This window comes from Aeromonas media (genome assembly GCF_020423125.1).
GTDB classification, from domain to species: Bacteria; Pseudomonadota; Gammaproteobacteria; order Enterobacterales; family Aeromonadaceae; genus Aeromonas; species Aeromonas media.
Genome location: NZ_CP075564.1, coordinates 1,551,374 through 1,573,638, shown reverse-complemented (window position 1 = coordinate 1,573,638; position 22,265 = coordinate 1,551,374). Strand labels below are relative to the sequence as shown.

The window sequence follows — 22,265 nt, the reverse complement described above, 5'->3', positions numbered from 1 at the left end:
ATAAAACAAAACGGCCAAGCAAGCTTGGCCGTTTATCAACTAAATCCGGATTAAGACTGGATTAGAAGTTGTATTGCAGGGCAACAGTGAACTCGTCGTCCAGGTCGTCGATACCCTGGATCTTGTACTCGGTGTACGCCTTCAGCTTGGAAGTAAAGTTGTACTGAACGCCCAGCAGGGTTTCGTCAACCATGTCTTCGTAAGAAGCACCGGCGGAGTTGGAAGCAACCTTGCCTTCTTTGAAGTTGTAACCAGCCAGGAAGGTCCAGGCGTCAACGTTGTAGGAAGCAGCCAGCTCGTAGCCACGGCCCTTGTCCTTGTCACCACCGGTGGTGTTGTCATAGCTCAGATCACCCTGAGTGTAAACACCGGCGAAGTAGAAGCCGTTGATGGCGTAGTGCGCGCCCAGAGCCCACTCTTTCTTGTCACCGGAAGCACTGGAAGTAGTGCTTTCCAGGTCGGAGTAAGCATAACCAGCATCGAAGCCCAGACCGAAGTCGAAGTCATAGCCGGCTGCTGCGGCATAACCATAGTTACGCTTCACGTTTTTGCCATATACGGCAGCTTCTTTGATGCCTTGACCGATATCGGTCACTTTGACAGCTACATCATCGTTGGTCTGGTAAGACAGCTTGCCGCTGAAACCACCGAAGGTGTTGGAGTAGATGATCTGACCTTCTTGACGACCGTCGTAGAAGTTACCTACGTCACCCCATTCGTTGAAGATATCGGTCGGCTCCAGCACGTCGTAGAACGCGGTGTCGGTCTGGCCGAAGATGATCTTGCCGTACTGGGTGCCGTCGAAGCCGACCCAGATGTGACGGGAGTTGAACTTGTTGTCGGAGTTTTCTGCGGAAACCTGCCACTCGGTCTTGGCGATACCGGACCAGGTGTTGTTCAGCGCGACTTTACCGGACCAGCCCAGACGGGAGGAACCAACAATTTCACCATCTACATCTTCGTAGCGATCTGCAGTAGCAGCCACCGGGTCAACGGTGCCAGTCTTAGAGTTGAACTCAAAACCAGCAGGGGTGCCTTCAACAAATTTGTTATGGTCAGCGTAGTAGTTAGCCTGAACACGGCCGTAGATATCAAAAGTAACACCGTCTTTGTCATAAACGACTGCGGCGTTAGCGGCAGATGCGAACAGAGCCGGGATAGCGATAGCCAGAATTGTCTTTTTCATAGTTGTTTCCAATGCCTACTGTAATTAAACACTAAGTCCTTGTTATTCCCTGTGTTAGCGATGTTCTTTGCATCACTATGCCGCCGAGACTATCACCGGGTTTTACGATCCGCAACGAAAAAACTTGGAACTTTTTGAGAAAACCATAGTCACAGGGAAAAAATTGTGAGCTGAATCCCATATTGTTTGCCCTCCCAGGGAAAACGTTTACAGCGATACTCGCTGCCTGAAACGCCCTTTTTTGGTGGTTTATTGCACGTGTCATCCACCCCATGACATAAGTGCGGATCCCGGCCCATAACCCCTGCCTCGCCTTGCCTCGACCCAGGCCGCCTGTTGCGGGTATCCTGTGACCATTCATCCCAGACACGGTCAGGCCTCATTCATGCTATCGACTCGCCTCAAAGCCACTATTCGCAATACCTATCGACAGATTGCCGATGGTTTACCCGGTTTTGTGCCGCGCAAGGAGCAGAATTTTCTGGTGGCCGAAATCGCCAAGACCCTCACCGGAGAGTATGAAAAGAGTCGCCGTATCCTGGTGGCCGAAGCGGGCACCGGTATCGGCAAATCCCTCTCCTATGCCCAGGGCGCCATCCCGGTGGCGCGGCTCACCCAGAAGAAGCTGGTGATCTCCACCGCCACCGTCGCCCTGCAGGAGCAGCTGATCCACAAGGACCTGCCCTTTTACCATCGCCACAGCGAGCTGCCGTTTCGCTTCATGCTGGTCAAGGGGCGCCAGCGTTACTGCTGCGAACATCTGCTTGAACAAGCGGCAAGCGGCGCCGATATGGCCAATTTCGAACTCGATTTCGGCAGCTTGAGCAAGCACAAGCCGTCAGATTCTGACAAGGCGCGTTATCAGGCGCTGTGGCAGGCCTACACCGAGGGGAAGTGGGACGGGGACAGGGACAATTGGCCCAAGCCCATCCCGGATCTGTGCTGGGATCGCATCGCCGCCGATCGCCACAGCTGCAACAAGGCGCTCAGCCATCATCAGCACTGCCCCTTCCACCGGGCCAGGAACGACATGGATGCCGCCGATGTGCTGGTGGTCAACCATGCCCTGCTGCTCTCCGATCTCACCATGGGCGGCGGCATCATACTGCCGCCACCGGACGAGTGTATCTATGTGCTGGATGAGGCCCATCACCTGCCGACCATAGCCCGGGATCACGGCGCCGCCTCGGCCAGCATCAGGGGGTCCCGCCGCTGGCTGGAAAAGCTGGTGCAGAGCGCAGGCAAGCTGGCCAGGGCGCTGAACAAGGAGAGCCTGCTCGACCCCCAGCTGAAACTGCAGGATGCCCTGGCCTCCCTGCAACCGGATCTCAAGGCGCTTGAGCACTGGCTCGCCGGCAACGATCAGCTGTTTGGCTCCGAGCAGCACCACAGATTTGCCGAAGGGGTGCTGCCCGATCCCCTGCCCATGCTGGCGGAGAACCTGAAGGAGGCGAGCAAGAAGGCGCTGCGGGCGCTGGACAGGATGCAGGGCGCCATCGGCGAGGCGCTCAAGGACGGCGAAATCCGTCGCAAGGAGGCCGAGCCCCTGCTGGCGGAGAGCGGTTTTCACCTGCAGCGGCTGGAGAGCTTCTGCGCCCTGTGGGAGATGCTGAGCCGCCACGTGCCAACTGGCAAGACACCGCTGGCTCGCTGGATGGCCAGGAGCGAGGATGGGGACATCTGGCTGCACGCCTCCCCCATAGAGGTGGGTTATCTGCTGGAAGAGTGGCTCTGGTCCCGCTGTCTGGGCGCCGTGCTGGTCTCGGCCACCCTCACCGCCCTCTCCTCCTTCAGCTATTTCCGCCACCAGGTGGGGCTCAAAGAGCATGACGGCACCCGTTATCTGCGCCTGCGCTCTCCTTTCGAGTACCACAAGGCCGAGCTCTATCTGCCAAAAATGACCCATGAACCGAGCGCTCCCGGCTTTACTCAGGAGCTGGTCGATACCCTGCCCCGTCTGCTGGCGGGCAAGGAGGCGAGCCTGGTGCTCTTCTCCTCCTACCGGCAGATGAACGAGGTGGCAGTGGGGCTGCGGGCCAAGGGCCTCTCCCTGCTGGTACAGGGGGAAGCGTCCCGCAACGCCCTGCTCACCCTGCACAAACAGAAGTGCGACGGCGGTCAGGCCAGCATATTGTTCGGTACCGGCAGCTTCTCGGAAGGGCTGGACCTCCCCGGTCACTACCTCACCAACCTGGTGATCACCAAGCTGCCCTTCGCGGTGCCGAACTCCCCGGTGGAGGAGGCGACCGCCGAGTGGGTCGAGAAACGGGGCGGCAACCCCTTCCTGCAGCTGACGGTACCGGAGGCGTCCCGCAAACTGATCCAGGCCTGTGGTCGTCTGATCCGCAAGGAAGCCGATCGGGGCCGGGTCACCATTCTCGATCGGCGCCTACTCACCAAGCGCTACGGCAAGGGCTTGCTCGATGCGCTGCCCCCCTTCACCCGGCGTATCGAATGAGGCATGTCGGGTTTATTTGACAGATGAGTCAGCAAGCTGACTGCCGGGCGGCGCCATAAACGGCTATTGCTGCTGTGGGGCAAACCTGTAAAAATGAGCCCCTATTTTTCAGTGGGCAATCGCCTGACTGTTCAAGGAGATGAAATGAAACTGACTGTTCTGGTGCCGGCCCTGGCTGGTCTGTTGTGGGCAGGTAGCGCCCTGGCTGATAGCCAACTGGAAATACACAATCCCTATGTGGTGCAGCTGATCGATGGCGAATCCATCAATCCCAAGCTGCTGGAGAAGACCAGCAGCTTCCCCATCAGTGCCGGCAAGCACCAGGTAGTGGTGGCCTTCGAAGGCAACTACTCCAACCGCAACGACATCAAGCTGGTGACCGCCGAGCCCCTGGTGATCAACTTCACCGCCGGTGACAACCAGACCCTGATGCTGGATTTCAAGAAGCCCCGTAACGAAGACGAAGCCAAGGCGTTCGTGAAAGAGCAGAAAGTCGTGATCAAGGACAAGGTCAGCGGTCAGGCGCTGGCCAGCGAACAGTTCATCATGCCGAAAGTGGGTGGCTTCCAGCTGACCCGTGACTATCAGCAGGAGCTGCTGAAGATGGGCAAGGCCTTCAACCAGCCAGCCACCGTTGCCGTCTCCAGTGCTGCCGTGATGGCCGCCGCCAGCGCGCCGGTCGAAGTGGCGCCGAGCAAGGCCCAGAGCAATCCGGAAGCCCTGACCCAGCTGCAGAGCTGGTACAACAAGGCCGATGCGGAGACCCGCAAAGCCTTCCAGATCTGGGTGATCCAGCAGCAATAAGGGCGCAGCGCGTCGCTTTATGTATAGAGGGGAGCCTGGCTCCCCTTTTTCATATCAGTTCGGGCCTATTGCCATGTCCCTGCGCATCTTCTACCACCCCTATTACTCCTCCCTGACGCTGCCCGAGCGCCACCGCTTTCCCCTGGCCAAGTACCAGGCGATCTACCAGCACCTGGCAGCACTGGGCTATCCGCTGGCAGAGGCCCCCGCCGCGAGCCGCGAGCAGATAGCACGGGTCCACGATGCCGACTATGTTGAGGCCGCCCTCACCGGGCAGCTTGAAAGAGAGGCCATCCGCAGACTCGGTTTTCCCTGGTCACCCATGCTGATTGAACGCACCCTGCGCTCGGTCGGGGCCACCGTCGCCGCCAGCCGTCACGCCCTCGAACAGGGTTGCGGCCTGCAGATCTCCGGCGGCTATCATCACGCTCACAGGGACTTTGGCAGCGGCTTCTGCCTGTTCAACGATTTGGTGATAGCGGCCCGGGCCTGCCTCGACGAGGGGCGCTGCGAGCAGGTGCTCATCGTGGATCTCGATGTCCACCAAGGAGATGGCAGCGCCGCCCTGTGCACGGGGAGCCGGGACATCATCACCCTCTCCCTGCACGGCGAGCACAACTTCCCCCACCACAAACCCGCCTCCCATCTGGACTTCGCCCTGCCAAGCGGCATGGAGGACGACGCCTACCTCGAGACCCTGAGCCAGGCGCTGAATCTGGCGCTGCGCCTCTACCGCCCCGATCTCATCCTCTACCAGGCCGGGGTCGACGTGCACCAGGCCGACGAGCTCGGCTACCTCTCCCTGAGCGACGCCGGGGTGCGCCAGCGGGACGCCATGGTGTTTGACTATGCGATGAAGCATGGCCTGCCCATCGCCGCCGTACCGGGAGGCGGTTATCGGCGCGACTGGCGGCAGTTGATCCCGTTGCACCTCTCTCTGTTCGAAGAGGCGAAAAAGCGCTATGGCTAGCGCCCCTTTTCCCCTCGCCAGCCCCTGATAACAACAAGGCGGCCCCGGGGCCGCCTCTTCTTATATAGGGCACAGCTGCGTTTTGCAGTGCCTGTCACCAGAGACAGGACAGCGTCATGCCTGGCGCTCGGCGCCCCTTCCCATCAGACACAGCCATCAGGCATGAGCCACTGGCGTCGGATGCTCACTCATGGGGCGCAGCAACATCAGCAGATAGATGAAGGACACGCTGGCGATCATGATAAACAGCAGGTTATCCGAGTAGTGTTGCATCAAGAGCGCGGTATAGGCAGGGCCCAGCAGGCTGCCTATGGTGTAGCTCAGCAGCAGCGCCTGATTCATCGCCACCAGCTGATGCTGCTCGACCCTCTCGCAGGCCCAGGCCATGGCCACCGGATAGAGGGTAAAACCGGCGGCGCCCAGGATGAAGAGCGCCGGTCCCATCGCCAGGTTGCCGAGCATCGCCAAGGCGCCCAGGATGACCACCAGCACCTGCATCCGCAGTACCGGCAAACGACCGAACTTGTCTGCCAGACGGCCGGCGGGCCACTGCCCCAGGATGCCGGCGCTCACCATCACCGCCATCCAGTAACCGATACCGGCATCACTCACCCCCTGATGGTTCAGGTAGAGCGGCATCAGGCCATAGAGCGACCCCAACACGATGCCGGAGATGATGCAGCCATTGACCCCAAGGCGCGCCTGACGCAGGCGCAGCATGGGCCACACCTGGGTTGCCCCCTGCGGCTCCCCCTGCTCGCTGACAATGCGGGTGAACAAGAGCGGCAGGATAGCGGCCAGTACCAGGCCAGTCACCCAGGGCAGCACATCCATCAGCGCGGTCGGCAGCGTGCTGACCAGCAGTTGCCCGAGCACAGTCCCCAGGTAATAGACCATCATGTAGGCGGCGAGCAGACGCCCCCGGTTGCGCGCGTTGCCGCTGCACATCAGCGCACTCTCCACCACCACCCAGATCATGGCGCAGCCGATGCCGGCGATGAAACGCCAGGTGAGCCAGCTCCAGAACCCCAGGGTGACTCCTAAGCCCACACAGCCTGCGGCAAAGATCAGGGATGCCAGGTAGTAGCTGCGGTTGAACCCGGCGCGTTTGATCAGCACCCCCGCCAGCAGGGTCCCCAGCAGGTTGCCACAAAAATAGGCGGAGCCGACCATGCCCACCTGCCAGGTCGGAAGCTGGTCATGGGCGAGCCAGAGCGGCACCAGGGTATTCAACACCGCGATGGCCAGGGTCAACAGCAGCAGGCCACAGAGCAATAACAGCACTGGCCGGGAGTATGTGGTCATGGATAAAACCGTGGGGAGAGTCAAAATGCGAGCGCATCATGCCACTGCCAAAGCCATTGTCAATCGGCGCTGAGCCGTGGCGGTGGTGTTTATCTGCGCGCAGACTCTACAGCCTGGATCTGAGCCGCGAGGTGCCCGCTGGCGGCCAAGGCGTTCAGCCATTTAGGCCGATACCCTGTCCATTGAAAAACGAAGAGGCGACCCCGGGGTCGCCTCCTCTTTCTACCAGCACAATAGACGCTATTTCTGACGCTTTCTGGCGTACTTGCGACGGGCCCGCGCCTGGCGCTCCTCTTCCCGCTCCGCCTTCTCCTTGGCCTTCTGCTCCGCCTCCTCGGCCGCCAGCACGATCTCGGCGCTCACCATCTCCGGGGTCTCCAGGGAGATGCGCCCCAGCATGCCGGAGCGGAACTCGTTGACCAGGATCTCGGAGGCCTTGTGCAGATCCGCCAGGCCGCCCTTGCGCATGAAGGCGCGCTGGCGGGCGATGAGCTCCAGCAGCTCGATCTCGGTTTCGGGCAACTCAGCTATCTGGTAGCGCGCCTTGATCCGCTCCGGGTAGGCCTTGAGGAAGTAATCGGCGGCGAACATGGCGATGTCGGCGTAGTCGAAGACGGTGTCCTTGATGGCCGCTGTGATGGCCAGCCGGTAGCCACAGGAGGGCGGGTTGAGCTTGGGCCAGAGGAAACCCGGGGTATCGGTCAGGATGACGTTGTTGTCCAGCTTGATCCGCTGTTGGGACTTGGTCACCCCCGCCTCGTTGCCGGTCCGGGCGATGATGCGCCCCGCCAGGGTGTTGATCAGGGTGGACTTGCCCACGTTGGGGATGCCCATGATCATGGCCCGCACCCCGCGCAGGTCGAAGTTGCGCTCCGGCAGCATCTCGTGGCACAGGGTCAGCAGCGCCTTGATCTTCTCCGGCTCCTGCTGGGTCAGGGGCAACGCCTTGATCCCCTTCTCTTGTTCCATGTGCGCCACCCACAGCTCGGTGATCGCCGGATCGGCGAGATCCGCCTTGTTCAGCACCTTGATGACGGGAGTATCCCCACGCAGCTCGGGCACCAGGGGGTTCTCGCTGGAGAAGGGGATGCGGGCATCGAGCATCTCGATGATGACATCGACCTGGGGCATGACCTCGGCAATTTCTTTGCGGGCCTTGTGCATGTGGCCGGGGAACCAGTTGATGGACATATCCGTTACTCTCTCATTGGGGATGCGGGCTCCCGCTGGGGGCTGCGGGCGCCTGGTGATGCGCCAAACCGCTGGCACTCATCGCAAGGGGGCGCATTTTACCTGCTGCGGCCCCGATTTGACAGGCCATTGTGGCCACGGGCGTGCATGGCAGCAACACTGGTGCCACCACGGCCGGCGACGGCAGAGGCCCGAACAGCAATCAATAACTCATTGATACAACATAACATTTATCTGTCACCTTCACCGTATTGTCATCCAGACTCACTAAAAGTGTCATCTGCCCCCTCTAGGCTGCGCTCAGGTTTTACAAGGAGCGAACCCCAATGAGAAACATGGCAGGACTTGCAGTGATGATAGGCGCCACCCTGGTCGCCGGCTGCAACTCCAACAATGACAGCAGCACCCCCGAGCCCAGCGCCAAAAACGTCATCTTCTTCCTCGGCGACGGCATGGGCCTCAACACCCTGACCGCGGCCCGCATCTACGGCGTCGGGGAAGAGGGCAGCCTCACCATCGACACCCTGCCGGAGACGGCCTTCATCAAGACCTTCTCCCACGACGCCCAGGTCACCGACTCGGCCCCCTCCATGGCGGCCTACATGACGGGGGTCAAGAGCAACAACGGCGTCATCAGCATGGACAGCGACGCTACCTATGAGAGCGACTGCAGCCAGAGCGCCGGCAAGCCGGTCACCACCCTGCTGGAGCTGGCCAAGGCCGACGGCCGCGGCACCGGCGTGGTCACCAGTACCCGGGTGACCCACGCCACCCCGGCCGCCACCTATGCCCACATCTGCAACCGGGATCTGGAGGCGGACATCGCCGCCCAGCTGGTACCGGGCGGTGCTGGTTACAACGGCGCCCTGAAAGAGGGGCTGGACGTGGTGCTCGGCGGCGGCAGCAGCTTCTTCTTGCCCAAGGCCGACAAGGGCAAGCGGGAGGACGGCCGCAACCTCATCGACGAGATGCAGGCCAAGGGCTACCAGTTTGCCAGCACCCTGGACGAGCTGAACCAGGCCGAGGCGGGCAAGCCGCTGCTGGGGCTGTTTGGTTCGAGCCACATGAAATATGACCTGGACAGGCCTGCCAGCGAGCCCTCCCTTGCCCAGATGACCCTGGCCGCTATCAAGCAGCTCAAAGACAAGGAGAAGGGCTACTTCCTGATGGTGGAAGGGGGTCGCATCGATCACGCCCTGCACGACACCAACGCCAAGCGTGCCCTGCAGGATACCCTCGCCTTCGACGACGCCATCAAGGCCACCCTGGACGAGGTGAAGAAAACAGACCCTGAGCTGAAAAACACCCTGATCGTGGTCACCGCCGACCATGACCACACCCTGGTACTCAACGGCTACGCCAAGCGCACCGGCAAGACCACGGCCGGCAACCCCGGGGTGCTCGGGCTGGTGAAGAACTACGAGACCGGCGAGCCGAGCAAGGACAGCGACGGCATGCCCTACACCATCATCGGCTTTGGCAACGGCTACAACCGGGTGGATGGCCCGCGCAGCAGCGTGGCGCCGCTCGACGATGCCACCGTCTCGGCCGACGACTATCACCAGGAGGTGGTGGTCAAGGTGGGCGAGATCGGCAACGAGACCCACGGCGGCACCGACGTCTTCCTCGGCGCCATAGGCCAGGGAGCTGACAGCTTCCACGGCTCACTCGATAACACCGCCGTGTTCGGCAAGGTCAAGGCTGCGGCCAAGCTGTGAGGATCATTCCCGTGAGAAAAACCATGAACAAAACCCTGGTGTGCACCGCCCTGTTCGCCGCCCTCGGCGGCCTGTCCCAGGCCCAGGCCAGCGACGCCAAGAACGTCATCCTCTTTATCGGCGACGGCATGGGCCCCAGCGTGCTCACCGCCACCCGCCTGTTCAAGGTGGGAGAAGAGGGCAACCTCGAGATCATGTCGCTGCCACGCAGCGCCCGCATCAAGACCTTCTCCCACGACGCCCAGACCACTGATTCGGCCCCCTCCATGGCGGCCTACACCACCGGCGTCAAGATGAACAACGAGGTGATCGCCATGAGCAGCGACACCAAGGCCGTGGCACCGTCCAAGGATGCCAACGGCAACAAGGGCATCAACAACTGCACCGACGACAACGGCACCCCGGTGCCCACCATACTCGAGCTGGCCAAGGCGGCGGGCAAATCGGTGGGCGCCGTCACCACCACGGAGCTGACCCATGCCACCCCAGCGGCTACTTATGCACATATCTGCCACCGGGATGCTGCCTATGCCATCGCCGAGCAGGCGGTGCCGGGCGGCGCCGGCTTCAACGCCGCGCTCGGGAACGGGGTGGACGTGCTGATGGGGGGCGGTGCCAATCACTGGACCCCCTACAGCGCCAGCAACAAGGGGGGCAGGGCCGATGGCCGGGATCTCACCGCCGAGCTCGGTGCCCAGGGTTATCAGTACGTCACCACCCAGAGCGATCTCGCCAAGATAGAGAGCGGCAAGGTGCTGGGTCTGTTCAGCGCCAAGTCCCACCTCGACTACGAGCTGGACCGCGTCGCCAAGGGGGCGGCCAATACCCAGCCGTCCCTCTCCGAGATGACCGCCAAGGCGATCGATCTGCTCAGCCAGAACAGCCAGGGCTACTTCCTGATGGTGGAGGGAGGCCGCATCGACCACGCCCTGCACGCCACCAACGCCAAGCGTTCCCTCACCGATGCGGTGGCACTGGACGAGGCGGTCAAGACGGCGCTGGGCAAGGTGGATCTTGCAGATACCCTGATCGTGGTCACCGCCGACCACGATCACACCATGACCATCAACGGCTACGCCGCCAAGGGCAACCCTGTGCTGGATCTGGTGAAAAATGGCAACGGCTCCACCCAGAACGACGTGGATGGCAAGCCTTTCACCACCCTGGTGTTCGGCAACGGTCCGAACCGAGCTGACGTGCGCCCCAACCTCACCAGCGACCAGGTGATGGCGGACGACTACCTGCAGGAGACCGGGGTCAAGCTCGGCTCCGAGACCCACGGCGGCGGCGATGTGATGCTGTTCGCGGATGGCGCTGGCAGCGGCCGCTTCAAGGGCACCCTCGACAACACCCTGGTGTTCGGCAAGCTCAAGGAGGCGCTCGGTCTGTAAGGCACAGGGCCCGGTGTCACGCCGGGCCCTCTCCTGACGAGCGATCAAGCATGATGCGATTGTTACTTTCGATATGGCTCCTTGGCTGTACCCTCTCCTTTCCCCTGCTGGCCGATGAGGCACCCGATCTGGCCGCCCGCATCCGCTATCAGGACAGGATCACCGGCAGCGATGGCATAGCCCGGGAGAGCGTCTGGCAGGAGAAGTGGCTGCGAGTGGGCAACCAGGTGTGGAGCCAGCGGCTCATCCCTCTGCCCCTTGCCCGAGCCTATCACGCCACTCACGACGCCACGCCCGGCCACAAGCACTTTACCCACCAGATGGCGGCGCGCTGGGTCACCCTGGATGACGGGGGCGACCTGCAACTGCGCTACGCCGACGCCTGGCACAACCAGCTGGTGGAGGTGCCGCCGGAAGAGTATGGCCAGGTGGCCTTCAAACCAGATTGGGAGCGGATCCGCTACCTCGTCAACCCAGCCCTGCTGCAAGAGATGACCCCGCTCGATGAGCAGGCACCCGAGCAGGCCCGCTGGTACGAAAAGCGCGAGGGCAAGCAGCGCACCCGCATCCTCTGGTCGAGCCGCTGGCAGTTGCCGCTGGTGGTGGAGTCGGCGAGCCTCGACGGCTACCGCAGCTACCGGATGGAGGTGACCCTCAAACCCCTGCCAAGGCAGTTGCCCTGGCAACAGCTCGACGGCTACCAGACTCTGGATCTGCGCGACTTCTTCGACTGACCCACCCTCTTCCCCCAATGGGTTGGCTGACTTGGGGTAACGGGATGTTACACTCTGTGTACTCATCCCTGACCCGGCCTTCTATGCGTCTTCCCCTACTGCTTTTATTCTGCTGCGCCCTTCTCTTCCCGGGCCCCCGTGCCCACGCCGTGGTGGTCCTGGCCGCAGACGTTCCCCCTTATGTCATTTGCTCCCAGCAGGGGGCCCCGAGCGGCATGGCCATCGAGGTGCTGGAGGAGGTGGCCCGCCGCCTTCAGGAGCCGCTGGAGATCGAGCTGATGCCGCTGGCCCGCGCCCTCAGCCAGACCCGCCACCGACCGGATGTGCTATTGCTGCCGCCGGCCAGAAATGCCCAGCGCGAGCCTCTGTTCCTCTGGATTGCCCCCCTGCTGGAGGAGGCCTTCGTACTGGTCAGCCACCGCCAGCACCACCCGGCCCCCCTCTCCGTCAAGGAGGTGGCCGGCCTGACCCTGGGGGCCTTGCGCGGCTCTCATGGTCAGAGCCTGATCCAGCCTCTGGAGGGAGTGACCCGGGAGCTGGTCACCGAGGAGGTCAGCAACGCCAGCAAGCTGGCGAGGGGTCGCATCCAGGGCTGGGCGGTGGCCTGGAATACCGCCCGCTACAACCAGCAGCGGGCTGGCTTGCCCCTGGCGGATCTGGTGCGCGGTGACACCCTGCAACAGAGCGCCCTCTATCTGGCCGCCAGCCCGCTGTTTCCTGCGGCAGAGGCGCTGCGCTGGCGCAAGGCGATTGAGGGAATGCGCGAGGATGGCAGCCTGGCACGCATCCTCAAGCAGTACGATTATCAGGCGCCCTGACACCGGCCGGGCATTTGCCAAAGCCATTCAGAATGGTTATGGTATCCCCATGAAAGCGCTCATGATTTTTTCCAGCCTGCTCACACCCCGTTGAGCCCCCGCCCTCGCCCCTGACCGCGAGTCGCTCGGGGGCATCGCGTTTGCGATCTATTCTCACAATCCGAACCCTTTTTCGACCAGCTTGCCCGTCATCCTGGTCCTGTCAGCCATTGATAAGGAATACCCAATGCAACAGCCTCATCTCGTCATCTCCAGCCTGGATCTGGATCGCATCGAGCAACTGCTCGGCAACCACCCGCAACACCTGGCCCTGCAGGAGGAGCTGGACCGCGCCGAGATCCGCGACCCGGCCGACATGCCGCCGGACGTGGTGACCATGAACAGCACGGTGCGCTTCAAGATGCAGAACAGCGGCAACGACTTCTGCCTGACTCTGGTCTACCCGAAGGACGTGCAGGGGGACGAGTCGAAGATCTCCGTGCTGGCGCCGGTCGGCAGCGCCCTGCTGGGATTGAAGGTGGGTGACAGCATCGCCTGGCCGGGCCCGGCCGGGCGCACCATCCAGGTAGAGATCCTGGAAGTGGTCTATCAGCCGGAGCGCGCGGGCGAGCTGCACCGCTGATCGGGCCGGGCACGCTCTGCCCGCCACCGAGACGAGCAGAGCGTGCCCTTCCTTTTTATTGCCGCCCGCGCCCCATGCCCAGACGGGGCGTGCATCGCAGCCTCATCCTGTTCAGACGTTCTCCTCCTCCTTGAGCCAAGTGGCGAGCGGGAGTATCTTGTTGGCCGCGCCAGCGCCCTGGCCGCAGATTTCAGGCTGACATCATGATAAAGATTGCCCTCATCGACGATCACCAGATCGTCCGATCCGGTTTTGCCCAACTGCTCAATCTCGAACCCGATCTGCGGGTTGTCGCCAAATTTGGCTCCGCCGCCGAGGCCCTAGCCGGGTTGCCCGGCAGCGGGGCCCGGGTCTGCGTCTGTGATATCTCGATGCCCGACCAATCGGGGCTGGAGCTCCTCAAGCAGCTCCCATCCGGCCTCGCGGTAGTGATGCTCTCGGTCCACGACAGCCCGGCCCTCATCGAGCAGGCGCTGCAGACCGGTGCCAAGGGATTTCTCTCCAAGCGTTGCAGCCCGGATGAGCTGATCGCCGCCGTGCGTACCGCCGCCCAGGGGGGCTGCTACCTGACCCCGGATATCGCCCAGAAGCTGGCCAACAGCAGCCGGGATCCCCTCACCAATCGGGAGCGGGAGATTGCCCAGTTGCTGGCCCAGGGGCTGGAGGTGAAGAGCATCGCCGAGCAGCTCGGTCTCTCCCCCAAGACGGTGCATGTGCACCGCGCCAACCTGATGGACAAGCTCAAGGTCAGCAACAACGTCGAGCTGGCCCACCGCATGCTGGATAGCTGGTGATCTCCCGTCTGGCCAGCTATGTCGCCATCGCGCTGGCGGCCAGCTTCATCTTTGCCGCTGGCTGGTTTTGCCTCTGGAGCATCAGCCTGCATCTGGCGGGTGGCCCGGCGCTGGCGGTGCTGCTGTTCCCCTTTGGCCTGCGCCTCGGGCTGCTGCTGCAAAGCCCCGGCCACTACTGGCCGCCGCTATTATTGTGCGAAGGGCTGTTGCTCTACTGGCTCAATCAGGAGGTGGGGCTGCCCCACTGGCCGTGGCTGATCGCCGGCAGCCTGTTCACCCTGTTGCCGCTGTTCATTGCCCGTCGCCAGCAGGTGCGCAACGACTGGCAGCAACTGTTGCTGCTGCTCGCCACCGTCACGGCGGCGGCGCTGTTGCAAGCCCTGCTCTGGCATCTGGCGGGGGAGGATGGCCTCTCGGCCCTGCTGCTCAGCCTGACCGGCGGTCTCACCCTCACCTCCACCTGCATGCTGATCTGGCACTACCTCACCCGCGCCACCTGGGTGCCGCTGGGGCCTGCGCTGGTGGATCAACCGGTGGACTGGCGTTTTCGCCATCTGGTCTGGTACCTGCTGCTGTTCGTATTGAGCCTCTGGCTGCAACTGGGGTTGCCCAACTCGCTGGTGCGCTTCACCCCGTTTTGTCTCGCCATCCCCATCATCGCCATGGCGTGGCGCTACGGCTGGCAGGGGGCGCTGCTCGCCACCCTGATGAACACCATCGCCCTGCTGGCGAGCCAGGCCTGGCATGATCACCCCCTCGACCTGCTGCTCTCCCTGCTGGCACAGAGCCTCACCGGCCTGCTGCTCGGCGCAGGCATCCAGCGCCAGCGCGAGCTCAATCAGGCGCTGACCCGCCAGCTCGCCCACAATCGTCAGCTCACCGAGCGGCTGCTGGAGACCGAGGAGAGCATCCGCAAGGAGGTGGCGCGCGAGCTGCACGACGACATCGGCCAGACCATCACCGCCATTCGCACCCAGGCGGGCATAGTGCGCCGGCTCGCCCCCGATAACGCCGGGGTAGGCCAGAGCAGCGCACTTATCGACACCCTGTCGCTCGGGATCTACGACGCGGTGCGCGGCCTGCTCGGGCGACTGCGCCCGCGCCAGCTCGACGACATGACCCTGGAGCAGGCGGTACGCAGTCTGCTGCGGGAACTGGAGCTGGAGCGCCGCGGCATCGTTACCCGACTGGAGTGGCAGTTGGCGGATGGGGATCTCTCCGATGCCCAGCGGGTCACCCTGTTTCGGGTCTGTCAGGAGGGACTCAACAACGTGGTCAAACATGCCAACGCCCACTCGGTCACCATTCGCGCTCGGGCCAGCGGCGAGCAGTTGCAACTGGTGCTGGAAGATGATGGCCGCGGCCTGCCACAGAGTCGCCCGCAGCAGGGCTATGGCCTGCTCGGCATTCGCGAGCGGGTGCAGGCGCTCGGGGGCAGTCTGCAACTCTCCTGCATCCACGGCACCCAGCTGACCGTCAACCTGCCCAGTCGCAGACGGGAGGAGAGTCATGGCTAATCACCACCGGAGGGCCAGCCTGTGCTGAGTTTTATGAGAAGCGCGCCGCCGCAACCGCTTATCCGGGATCAGGCCGAGATCGATGCCACCTATCGCCACTGGCGGCTGCACCTGCTGCTGACCATGTATCTGGGCTACGCGGTCTTCTACTTCACCCGCAAGAGCTTCAACTTCGCCATGCCGGACATGCTGGCGAGTGGCATGCTGGACAAGTCCGACATCGGCATGCTCTGGACCCTGTTCTACATCACCTACGGCTGTTCCAAGTTCTTCTCCGGCATCATCAGCGACCGCGCCAACCCACGCTACTTCATGGGGATTGGCCTGATGGCGACCGGCGTCATCAATATCCTGTTCGGCCTCTCGTCGGCACTCTGGATGTTTGCCGCCCTCTGGGTCACCAACGCCTTCTTTCAGGGCTGGGGTTGGCCCCCCTGCTCCAAGCTGCTCACCAGCTGGTATTCGCGCACCGAGCGCGGGGTCTGGTGGTCGGCCTGGAACACCGCCCACAACGTCGGCGGGGCACTCATCCCCCTCATCGTCAGCACCATTGCCCTGCAGCATGGCTGGCGCTACGGCATGATAGTGCCAGGGGTTATCGCCATCGTCGCGGGGTTGTTCCTCTGCTGGCGGCTGCGGGATACCCCGAGTGCCATGGGGCTGCCCACGGTGGGAGTGTGGCGCAATGATGCCATGGAGCTGGCCCAGCAGACTCAGGATGCGGGGCTCTCCCACCGCCAGATCCTGCGCAAATATGTGCTGGGCAACCCCTATATCTGGCTGCTCGCCTGCTGTTACGTGCTGGTCTATGTGGTGCGCACCGCCATCAACGACTGGGGCAACCTCTACATGACCGAGCAGCGCGGCTTCAATCTGATGAGCGCCAACTCGGCTATCTCCATGTTCGAGGTGGGGGGCTTTATCGGTGCCCTGGTGGCGGGCTGGGGATCGGACAAGCTGTTCAACGGCAACCGTGGGCCCATGAACCTTATCTTTGCGGTGGGGATCCTGCTGGCAGTGGGGTCGCTGTGGCTAATGCCCTTCTTCAGCTACGTGATGCAGGCGGCCTGCTTCTTCACCATCGGCTTCTTCGTGTTTGGCCCCCAGATGCTGATCGGCATGGCGGCGGCGGAGTGTTCCCACAAAAACGCGGCAGGGGCGGCCACCGGCTTTGTCGGGCTGTTTGCCTACATGGGGGCGGCGCTGTCGGGCTATCCACTCGCCAAGGTGATGGAGATCTGGCACTGGAACGGCTTCTTCGTGGTGATCTCGGTGGCGGCCGGGGTCTCGGCTCTGCTGCTGCTGCCCTTCTTAAAAGCCCAGGCACCGCGAGCCCTCGTCACCGAGTCGGGCTGATCACAACAGCTCAGGCCGGCAGGCAGACCCGGTTCTTGCCGCTGCGCTTGGCCTGATAGAGGGCACGATCCGCCTGTCCGAACAGGGTGTCGAGATGCCAGCCCCGGGCATAGGGCACCAGCCCCAGGCTGGCGGTGACCTGGATGCCGTCCAGGGGCAGCGTCGCTATCCCCTGGCGGATCTGCTCGCAACGGGCCTGCTGGGCCAAGGCATCCCCCTCGGGCAGCAGCAGCACGAACTCCTCGCCGCCGAAGCGACTGGCCACCAGATCCCCCTGACCGGCCAGATAGGCACCCACTGCCGCCAGCACCCTGTCCCCCACCTCGTGACCGTGACGATCGTTGATCTGCTTGAAGTCATCGAGATCCAGCACCACCAGCGCCCCCTGTTTGGGTGCAGTCACACAGCGCTCCATAAAGCCACGCCGGTTGAGCAGGCCCGTCAGGGGATCCTGGCTGGCCTGCCGACGCAGGGCCAGTGCCCGGTACTGGGTACAGAGCAGCAGCACCCCAAAGGTGGAGAGGTAGTTGCCCATCAACATGGAGAGAAAGGGCAGTACATTGACCACGTGCTTGTCCATCAGCACCCGCGCCTCACCGCTGAGCAGGGAGCCCATGCGCACCAGGTTGAAGCCATAGAGCAGAATGTTGACCACGGTAAACACCAGCACCGCCGGCAGGTAGGCCGGATAGCCATGACGCCAGATGAGCACCACCACCACGGCCCCCAGCACCATGTAGCTCAGGCAGGCCAGCAACACCCTGGGGGCCATATGGTCGTTGAACAGCACGCTCCAGCAGAGGAACAGCAGGTAGATCAGCATGAAGAGTGCGAATGCCCGCCAGTTCGGCGACTCGCCGAAGAAGCGTTGCAGCGCCAGTGGCATCAGGGCGATGCAGAGGGTGATGAGCAGGTTGGCCAGCCAGATCCCCGCCATGTGCGGCGCGAATGCCTGCAGGAAGAACAGCGACTGGGCCGCCAGGGCACAGAGGCTGGACCACCACCAGAGTCCGAGGCCCGGGATCTCCCTGTGGGTCGACCAGATGATGGAGAGGGTGATGAATCCCAGACTGTAGCCCCCGAGGGCCATGAACATCAGTGTAAATATGTCCAGATTGAGCAGAATTGAGGCGTCCATTCCCGAACCTTCCAATGGGGATGGCTGAGTATATGGGAAGCCCATGACAAGACACAGAGGGAGCCTTCTGGCGCAATAAAATATTTTCCGGGTCTCCGCTTGGCCGCCCCGTCACCCAGCCTGATGTCATGCACTTAAGGTTCGTTCGGCCCCAGATTTCCCGCTTGTCATACAGCAAAATGCCTGCCAACTATTTTTGCACTTGAACCCGCGCCATTAGATAGATATGTTGTTTTCATGTGGTTTTATGAGCCGTGCCACGAGGAAAAAACGTCACTAACCTATTGAGTCGTCTGACACAATCGGATTTTGGTACATTTTTCACTCAACCCACGAAGAATAGAATCCCATATGGGGCTTTTGCCTCAATCAAGACAATAATCCTGTCTTGCCTGTTGCCGGATGCAGCAGTCTCTTGTGCCACGGAGTCGCACGGGAGCAGGTTCAAGGCCGAACACACTTACGACAGAGACGTCACTTATGATCAAAAAACTCATTCTCTCTACCCTGCTGCTGTGCGGGCTCGCCAATGCCGCTCCCAGCTCTACCCTGGATGCCGTGCTGGAGCGCGGTGTGCTGCGGGTCGGCTTCGACGCCGGCTATCAACCCTTCGAGATGACCAACAAGCAGGGCCAGTACATCGGCTTCGACGTGGATCTCGCCAAGATGGTCGCCAAAGAGATGGGCGTGAAGGTGGAGTTCGTCAACACCGCCTGGGACGGCATCATCCCGGCCCTGCTGACCGACAAGTTCGACGTCATCATGGGCGGCATGACGGTCACCCCCCAGCGCAACCTGCGCGTCAACTTCGCCGATCCCTACATCGTCGTGGGCCAGACCATAGTGCTGCGCAAGGACAAGGCGGGCGAGATCAAATCCTTCCAGGACCTCAACGATCCCAAGTACAAGATCGCGGTCAAGCTCGGCACCACCGGCGAGCAGGCGGTCAAGCGCATGATCCCCAAGGCCACCCTGCTGCAGTTTGAAACCCAGGACGACGCCAAGCTGGAAGTGATCAATGGCAAGGTCGACGCCTTCGTCTACGACCTGCCCTACAACGCCATCTTTGCCTCCCAGAACACCGGCGCCGTGGTGCACCTGGACAAGCCGTTCACCTTCGAGCCGCTGGCCTGGGCGATCCGCAAGGGGGATCAGGACACCCTCAACTGGTTCAACAACTACCTGCGCCAGATCAAGGGCGACGGCAGCTACGACCGTCTCTACAAGAAGTGGTTCGAATCCAACGCCTGGCTGAACCAGCTCAAATAACCTCTCAAGGGGCGGCTCGCCGCCCCTTCACGCAGACTCCCACACAATAACGACAAGAGAGGTTGTGACAGTGATCAACCCCAAAATCACAAGACAGATGGAAAAACAGCCCAACCTGCTGCTCTGGCACGGAGTCTTCCTGCTGATGGTGCTGGCCGCCATCTTTGGCATCTACAAGGCCGTGCAGGCAGTGGATTACACCTGGCGCTGGGAACGCATTCCCCAGTACATCGCCTACCAGGCCGAGCAGAAACAGTACGCAGAATTTGACGGCACAGTGGTGACCGGCACCACAGCCGCAGAGAAGGGGCAACTCTTCCTGCAAGACGATCTCGACCCCAACCGTCGCCAGGCCATCGCCAGCACGGGCGCCCAGGTTGCCGAAGGGGATACCGTCTTCCTCGGTGACACCCTGGATGTGCAACTGAGCTGGACCGCCGGTCCCATCGCCTGGGGTGTCTGGGTCACGGTCAAGCTCTCCCTGGTGGCGGGCGTCTTCGCCATCCTGCTGGGCACCCTGGCGGGCCTCGCAAGACTCTCCCCCAATCCCGCCCTGCGCAACCTGGCGGTCACCTATGTGGAGCTCATTCGCGGCACCCCGCTGCTGGTGCAGATCTTCATCGTCTATTTCTTTATCGGCACTGTACTCAATCTGGATCGTTTCACCGCCGGGGTGGCGGCGCTCGCTGTCTTCACCGGCGCCTATGTGGCCGAAATCGTGCGGGCCGGCATCAGCTCCATCCACAAGGGGCAGATGGAGGCGGGCAGAAGCCTCGGCATGACCGCAGCCCAGACCATGCGCTACGTGATCCTGCCCCAGGCATTCAAGCGGGTGCTGCCGCCGCTCGCGGGCCAGTTCATCAACCTCATCAAGGACTCCTCCCTGGTCTCGGTCATCTCCATCACGGATCTCACCAAGGCGGGACGGGAGGTGGTCAGCTCCACCTTCAGCCCGTTCGAGGTGTGGTTCACCGTGGCCCTGCTCTACCTGGTGCTGACTGGCACTCTCTCCTTCCTGGTACGCCGTCTGGAGGTGAAATATGCGCGCAGCAACTGATCCCATTATCAAGGCTCAACCTGTGTCGAGAAGTGCTGCCATCACCGGCACGCCCCGCGCCTTCCTGGTACGCCGTCTCGAGGTGAAATATGCGAAAAGCAACTGATCCGATTATCAAAGCGAGCGGTGTAGAGAAGTTCTACGGCACCGAGGTGCACGCCCTCAAGAACGTCAGCACCCAGGTGGCGGAAGGTGAAGTGGTGGTGATAGTGGGCCCGAGCGGATCTGGAAAATCCACCTTCCTGCGCACCCTCAACCAGCTCGAGACCATCAACGACGGCCATATCGAGGTCGATGGCATCAGCCTGACCGAGCCCGGGGATGTCAACAAGCTGCGGGAAGAGGTGGGGATGGTGTTCCAGTCCTTCAACCTCTTCCCCCACTTGAACGTGCTGGACAACATCAGCCTCGCCCCCCAGAAGGTGCGGGGGCTGTCGCGCAAGGAGGCCGAGGACAGAGCCAAGGCCCTGCTGCTGAAAGTCGGGCTGTCCAACAAGGCCCAGAGCTACCCGTCCCAGCTCTCCGGCGGCCAGCAGCAGCGGGTGGCCATCGCCCGGGCGCTCGCCATGCAGCCGCGCATCATGCTGTTTGACGAGCCCACCAGCGCCCTGGATCCCGAGATGGTGGGCGAGGTACTGGACGTCATGAAGGGCCTGGCCAAAGAGGGCATGACCATGGTGGTGGTGACCCACGAGATGGGCTTTGCCCGGGAAGTGGCGGACAGGGTGCTGTTCATGGAGAGCGGCGAGCTGCTGGTAGACGAGAAGCCCACCGACTTCTTCGACAATCCCCCCTCCCCGCGTCTGCGCCAGTTCCTGAGCCAGGTGCTCTGACGCTGACAGCCGAAGAAAGCAGAAGAGGGAGCCCATGGCTCCCTCTTCTGCTTACATTCCCGACATGATCACCCGGGTCAGCGCCCCTGACGTTTCCCCTGCGACAGGCTCTCGCCATCTGACGATCCGCCGCACGGACGGAGCAAGGATGTTAATGAAATTTTAAATTCATTCGGTATGCTGGAACCCAACTGGTCCAACCGGATGGCTCACATGGATGTGCAACTGCTGCTGCTCTACCTCTCCCCCCTCTTTCTGGCCTTCGTCGGCTGGGAGATGCTCTATCTGCGCAAACACGGGGCGGCCTTTCCCACCGCCACCTACCAGTGGCGGGACCTGTTCGCCAATGCCGCCCTGGCCCTGATGCACCAGGGGGGAGATGCCCTGACGGCCATCGCCATCGCCTACCTCTATGACACCCTGTGGGGCTGGCGGCTGCTGGATATCGAGCTGAACCTCTGGAGCGTGCTGCTGCTCTTCCTGCTGCAGGATCTCTGCTACTGGCTGTTCCACTTTGCCAGCCACCATGTGCGCTGGCTCTGGGCCTCCCATGTGGTGCACCACAGCTCGGAGCGGCTCAACCTCTCCACCGCCTTTCGCCAGAGTCTGATGTACCCCGTCTCCGGCATGTGGCTGTTCTGGATCCCCATGATCCTCATCGGCTTCCCCCCCGAGGCGGTGGTCGCCACCGTGCTGCTCAGCCTGGGCTTTCAGTTCTTCGTCCACACCCAGGTGGTGGGCAAGCTCGGCTGGCTGGAGTGGATTTTCAACACCCCCTCCCACCACAGGGTGCACCACGCCAGCAACCCCAGATATATCGACCGCAACTTCGCCGGGGTGCTGATCATCTGGGATCGGCTGTGTGGTACCTTCGTGGAAGAGGACCCCACCGAGCCCTGTCGCTTCGGTATCACCAAGCCCGTCCACAGCTTCAACCCCCTTACCCTCACCTTCCACGAGTGGCGCGACATGCTGCGCGACGCCCGCGGCCTGCCCTGGTCAGAGAAGCTCAAGGTGCTGTTTGGCAAACCGGCGGGCCCGGGGAACACCTGAGCCACACGCCACAAAAAAGAGAGCGCCCTTGGGCGCTCTCTTGCATTGATC

The 22,265-nt window shown here is 62.3% G+C and carries 20 protein-coding genes; 16 read left to right on the top strand and 4 right to left on the bottom strand.

Features of this window, described 5'->3' with window-relative positions; translation table 11 throughout:
* Positions 1-61: 61 nt before the first annotated feature.
* Positions 62-1,186 (bottom strand): porin, encoded by a 1,125-nt coding sequence (locus KI797_RS07380; RefSeq protein WP_226172310.1) that lies wholly within the window; start codon positions 1,184-1,186, stop codon positions 62-64.
* Between the two features lie 385 nt (positions 1,187-1,571).
* On the opposite strand from KI797_RS07380, the gene dinG reads away from it, so the two are divergent.
* The 3 genes from dinG to KI797_RS07365 all read left to right on the top strand — a co-directional run bounded on the left by dinG (position 1,572) and on the right by KI797_RS07365 (position 5,418).
* Positions 1,572-3,644: an ATP-dependent DNA helicase DinG gene (gene dinG, locus KI797_RS07375; protein WP_226172309.1), complete on the top strand. Its 2,073-nt coding sequence runs from the start codon at positions 1,572-1,574 to the stop codon at positions 3,642-3,644.
* A gap of 144 nt (positions 3,645-3,788) precedes the next feature.
* Positions 3,789-4,448: a YccT family protein gene (locus tag KI797_RS07370; protein WP_226172308.1), complete on the top strand. Its 660-nt coding sequence runs from the start codon at positions 3,789-3,791 to the stop codon at positions 4,446-4,448.
* A gap of 73 nt (positions 4,449-4,521) precedes the next feature.
* A complete protein-coding gene (locus KI797_RS07365) occupies positions 4,522-5,418 on the top strand; it encodes a histone deacetylase family protein (protein WP_226172307.1) in 897 nt (298 codons plus the stop codon).
* A gap of 156 nt (positions 5,419-5,574) precedes the next feature.
* On the opposite strand, the gene KI797_RS07360 is transcribed toward KI797_RS07365, so the two are convergent.
* Both KI797_RS07360 and ylqF read right to left on the bottom strand, forming a co-directional pair.
* Positions 5,575-6,723 (bottom strand): MFS transporter, encoded by a 1,149-nt coding sequence (locus tag KI797_RS07360; RefSeq protein ID WP_226172305.1) that lies wholly within the window; start codon positions 6,721-6,723, stop codon positions 5,575-5,577.
* Positions 6,724-6,963: 240 nt separating this feature from the next.
* The gene (ylqF, locus tag KI797_RS07355) at positions 6,964-7,914 is read right to left on the bottom strand and encodes a ribosome biogenesis GTPase YlqF (protein WP_041206031.1); all 951 of its coding nucleotides are present in this window, start codon (positions 7,912-7,914) and stop codon (positions 6,964-6,966) included.
* 326 nt (positions 7,915-8,240) lie between these two features.
* On the opposite strand from ylqF, the gene KI797_RS07350 reads away from it, so the two are divergent.
* The 8 genes from KI797_RS07350 (at position 8,241) to uhpC (ending at position 16,864) form a co-directional block, all read left to right on the top strand.
* Positions 8,241-9,632 (top strand): alkaline phosphatase, encoded by a 1,392-nt coding sequence (locus KI797_RS07350; protein WP_041206032.1) that lies wholly within the window; start codon positions 8,241-8,243, stop codon positions 9,630-9,632.
* 23 nt (positions 9,633-9,655) lie between these two features.
* Positions 9,656-11,023 (top strand): alkaline phosphatase, encoded by a 1,368-nt coding sequence (locus KI797_RS07345; protein ID WP_226172302.1) that lies wholly within the window; start codon positions 9,656-9,658, stop codon positions 11,021-11,023.
* Between the two features lie 50 nt (positions 11,024-11,073).
* Positions 11,074-11,757: a hypothetical protein gene (locus KI797_RS07340; RefSeq protein WP_171276413.1), complete on the top strand. Its 684-nt coding sequence runs from the start codon at positions 11,074-11,076 to the stop codon at positions 11,755-11,757.
* A gap of 83 nt (positions 11,758-11,840) precedes the next feature.
* Entirely contained in the window at positions 11,841-12,575 is a 735-nt protein-coding gene (locus tag KI797_RS07335; protein ID WP_226172299.1) for a substrate-binding periplasmic protein, read from the top strand.
* A 226-nt stretch (positions 12,576-12,801) separates the two neighbouring features.
* Positions 12,802-13,197 carry a nucleoside diphosphate kinase regulator gene (gene rnk, locus KI797_RS07330; protein ID WP_041206035.1) on the top strand — a complete coding sequence of 132 codons (396 nt, stop codon included), beginning with the start codon at positions 12,802-12,804 and terminating at the stop codon, positions 13,195-13,197.
* A 203-nt stretch (positions 13,198-13,400) separates the two neighbouring features.
* Positions 13,401-13,991, top strand: a complete 591-nt coding sequence (uhpA, locus tag KI797_RS07325; RefSeq protein ID WP_226172297.1) for a transcriptional regulator UhpA — start codon at positions 13,401-13,403, stop codon at positions 13,989-13,991.
* Positions 13,988-15,508 (top strand): signal transduction histidine-protein kinase/phosphatase UhpB, encoded by a 1,521-nt coding sequence (gene uhpB / locus KI797_RS07320; RefSeq protein WP_226172294.1) that lies wholly within the window; start codon positions 13,988-13,990, stop codon positions 15,506-15,508. Before uhpA ends, uhpB begins: the two co-directional genes overlap by 4 nt.
* A 21-nt stretch (positions 15,509-15,529) precedes the next feature.
* The gene (gene uhpC / locus KI797_RS07315; protein WP_226172291.1) at positions 15,530-16,864 is read left to right on the top strand and encodes an MFS transporter; all 1,335 of its coding nucleotides are present in this window, start codon (positions 15,530-15,532) and stop codon (positions 16,862-16,864) included.
* A gap of 10 nt (positions 16,865-16,874) precedes the next feature.
* On the opposite strand, the gene KI797_RS07310 is transcribed toward uhpC, so the two are convergent.
* Positions 16,875-18,002, bottom strand: a complete 1,128-nt coding sequence (locus KI797_RS07310; RefSeq protein ID WP_226172290.1) for a GGDEF domain-containing protein — start codon at positions 18,000-18,002, stop codon at positions 16,875-16,877.
* Between the two features lie 480 nt (positions 18,003-18,482).
* Between KI797_RS07310 and KI797_RS07305 the strand changes: the two genes are divergently transcribed.
* The 5 genes from KI797_RS07305 to KI797_RS07290 all read left to right on the top strand — a co-directional run bounded on the left by KI797_RS07305 (position 18,483) and on the right by KI797_RS07290 (position 22,214).
* A complete protein-coding gene (locus KI797_RS07305) occupies positions 18,483-19,271 on the top strand; it encodes a transporter substrate-binding domain-containing protein (protein WP_042649645.1) in 789 nt (262 codons plus the stop codon).
* 97 nt (positions 19,272-19,368) lie between these two features.
* Positions 19,369-20,328 (top strand): amino acid ABC transporter permease, encoded by a 960-nt coding sequence (locus KI797_RS07300; RefSeq protein WP_005330345.1) that lies wholly within the window; start codon positions 19,369-19,371, stop codon positions 20,326-20,328.
* Complete coding sequence (locus KI797_RS21030; RefSeq protein ID WP_005330346.1) at positions 20,312-20,434, top strand: hypothetical protein; 123 nt, start codon at positions 20,312-20,314, stop codon at positions 20,432-20,434. Before KI797_RS07300 ends, KI797_RS21030 begins: the two co-directional genes overlap by 17 nt.
* Positions 20,418-21,161, top strand: a complete 744-nt coding sequence (locus KI797_RS07295; protein ID WP_041206038.1) for an amino acid ABC transporter ATP-binding protein — start codon at positions 20,418-20,420, stop codon at positions 21,159-21,161. The genes KI797_RS21030 and KI797_RS07295 overlap by 17 nt, the downstream gene beginning before the upstream one ends.
* 213 nt (positions 21,162-21,374) lie before the next feature.
* Positions 21,375-22,214 carry a sterol desaturase family protein gene (locus KI797_RS07290; RefSeq protein WP_226172288.1) on the top strand — a complete coding sequence of 280 codons (840 nt, stop codon included), beginning with the start codon at positions 21,375-21,377 and terminating at the stop codon, positions 22,212-22,214.
* Positions 22,215-22,265 lie beyond the last annotated feature (51 nt).

Excerpts from the sequence above, each read along its gene's own strand:
- KI797_RS07340 (WP_171276413.1), top strand. The coding sequence starts at position 11,074 with ATGATGCGATTGTTACTTTCGATATGGCTCCTTGGCTGTACCCTCTCC.
- KI797_RS07345 (WP_226172302.1), top strand. The coding sequence starts at position 9,656 with ATGAACAAAACCCTGGTGTGCACCGCCCTGTTCGCCGCCCTCGGCGGC.
- KI797_RS07310 (WP_226172290.1), bottom strand. The coding sequence starts at position 18,002 with ATGGACGCCTCAATTCTGCTCAATCTGGACATATTTACACTGATGTTC.
- rnk (WP_041206035.1), top strand. The coding sequence starts at position 12,802 with ATGCAACAGCCTCATCTCGTCATCTCCAGCCTGGATCTGGATCGCATC.
- KI797_RS07360 (WP_226172305.1), bottom strand. The coding sequence starts at position 6,723 with ATGACCACATACTCCCGGCCAGTGCTGTTATTGCTCTGTGGCCTGCTG.
- KI797_RS07290 (WP_226172288.1), top strand. The coding sequence starts at position 21,375 with ATGGATGTGCAACTGCTGCTGCTCTACCTCTCCCCCCTCTTTCTGGCC.
- KI797_RS07300 (WP_005330345.1), top strand. The coding sequence starts at position 19,369 with ATGGAAAAACAGCCCAACCTGCTGCTCTGGCACGGAGTCTTCCTGCTG.
- KI797_RS07365 (WP_226172307.1), top strand. The coding sequence starts at position 4,522 with ATGTCCCTGCGCATCTTCTACCACCCCTATTACTCCTCCCTGACGCTG.
- ylqF (WP_041206031.1), bottom strand. The coding sequence starts at position 7,914 with ATGTCCATCAACTGGTTCCCCGGCCACATGCACAAGGCCCGCAAAGAA.
- KI797_RS07295 (WP_041206038.1), top strand. The coding sequence starts at position 20,418 with ATGCGAAAAGCAACTGATCCGATTATCAAAGCGAGCGGTGTAGAGAAG.
- KI797_RS07350 (WP_041206032.1), top strand. The coding sequence starts at position 8,241 with ATGAGAAACATGGCAGGACTTGCAGTGATGATAGGCGCCACCCTGGTC.
- KI797_RS07370 (WP_226172308.1), top strand. The coding sequence starts at position 3,789 with ATGAAACTGACTGTTCTGGTGCCGGCCCTGGCTGGTCTGTTGTGGGCA.
- KI797_RS07380 (WP_226172310.1), bottom strand. The coding sequence starts at position 1,186 with ATGAAAAAGACAATTCTGGCTATCGCTATCCCGGCTCTGTTCGCATCT.
- KI797_RS07335 (WP_226172299.1), top strand. The coding sequence starts at position 11,841 with ATGCGTCTTCCCCTACTGCTTTTATTCTGCTGCGCCCTTCTCTTCCCG.
- dinG (WP_226172309.1), top strand. The coding sequence starts at position 1,572 with ATGCTATCGACTCGCCTCAAAGCCACTATTCGCAATACCTATCGACAG.
- uhpA (WP_226172297.1), top strand. The coding sequence starts at position 13,401 with ATGATAAAGATTGCCCTCATCGACGATCACCAGATCGTCCGATCCGGT.
- KI797_RS21030 (WP_005330346.1), top strand. The coding sequence starts at position 20,312 with ATGCGCGCAGCAACTGATCCCATTATCAAGGCTCAACCTGTGTCGAGA.
- KI797_RS07305 (WP_042649645.1), top strand. The coding sequence starts at position 18,483 with ATGATCAAAAAACTCATTCTCTCTACCCTGCTGCTGTGCGGGCTCGCC.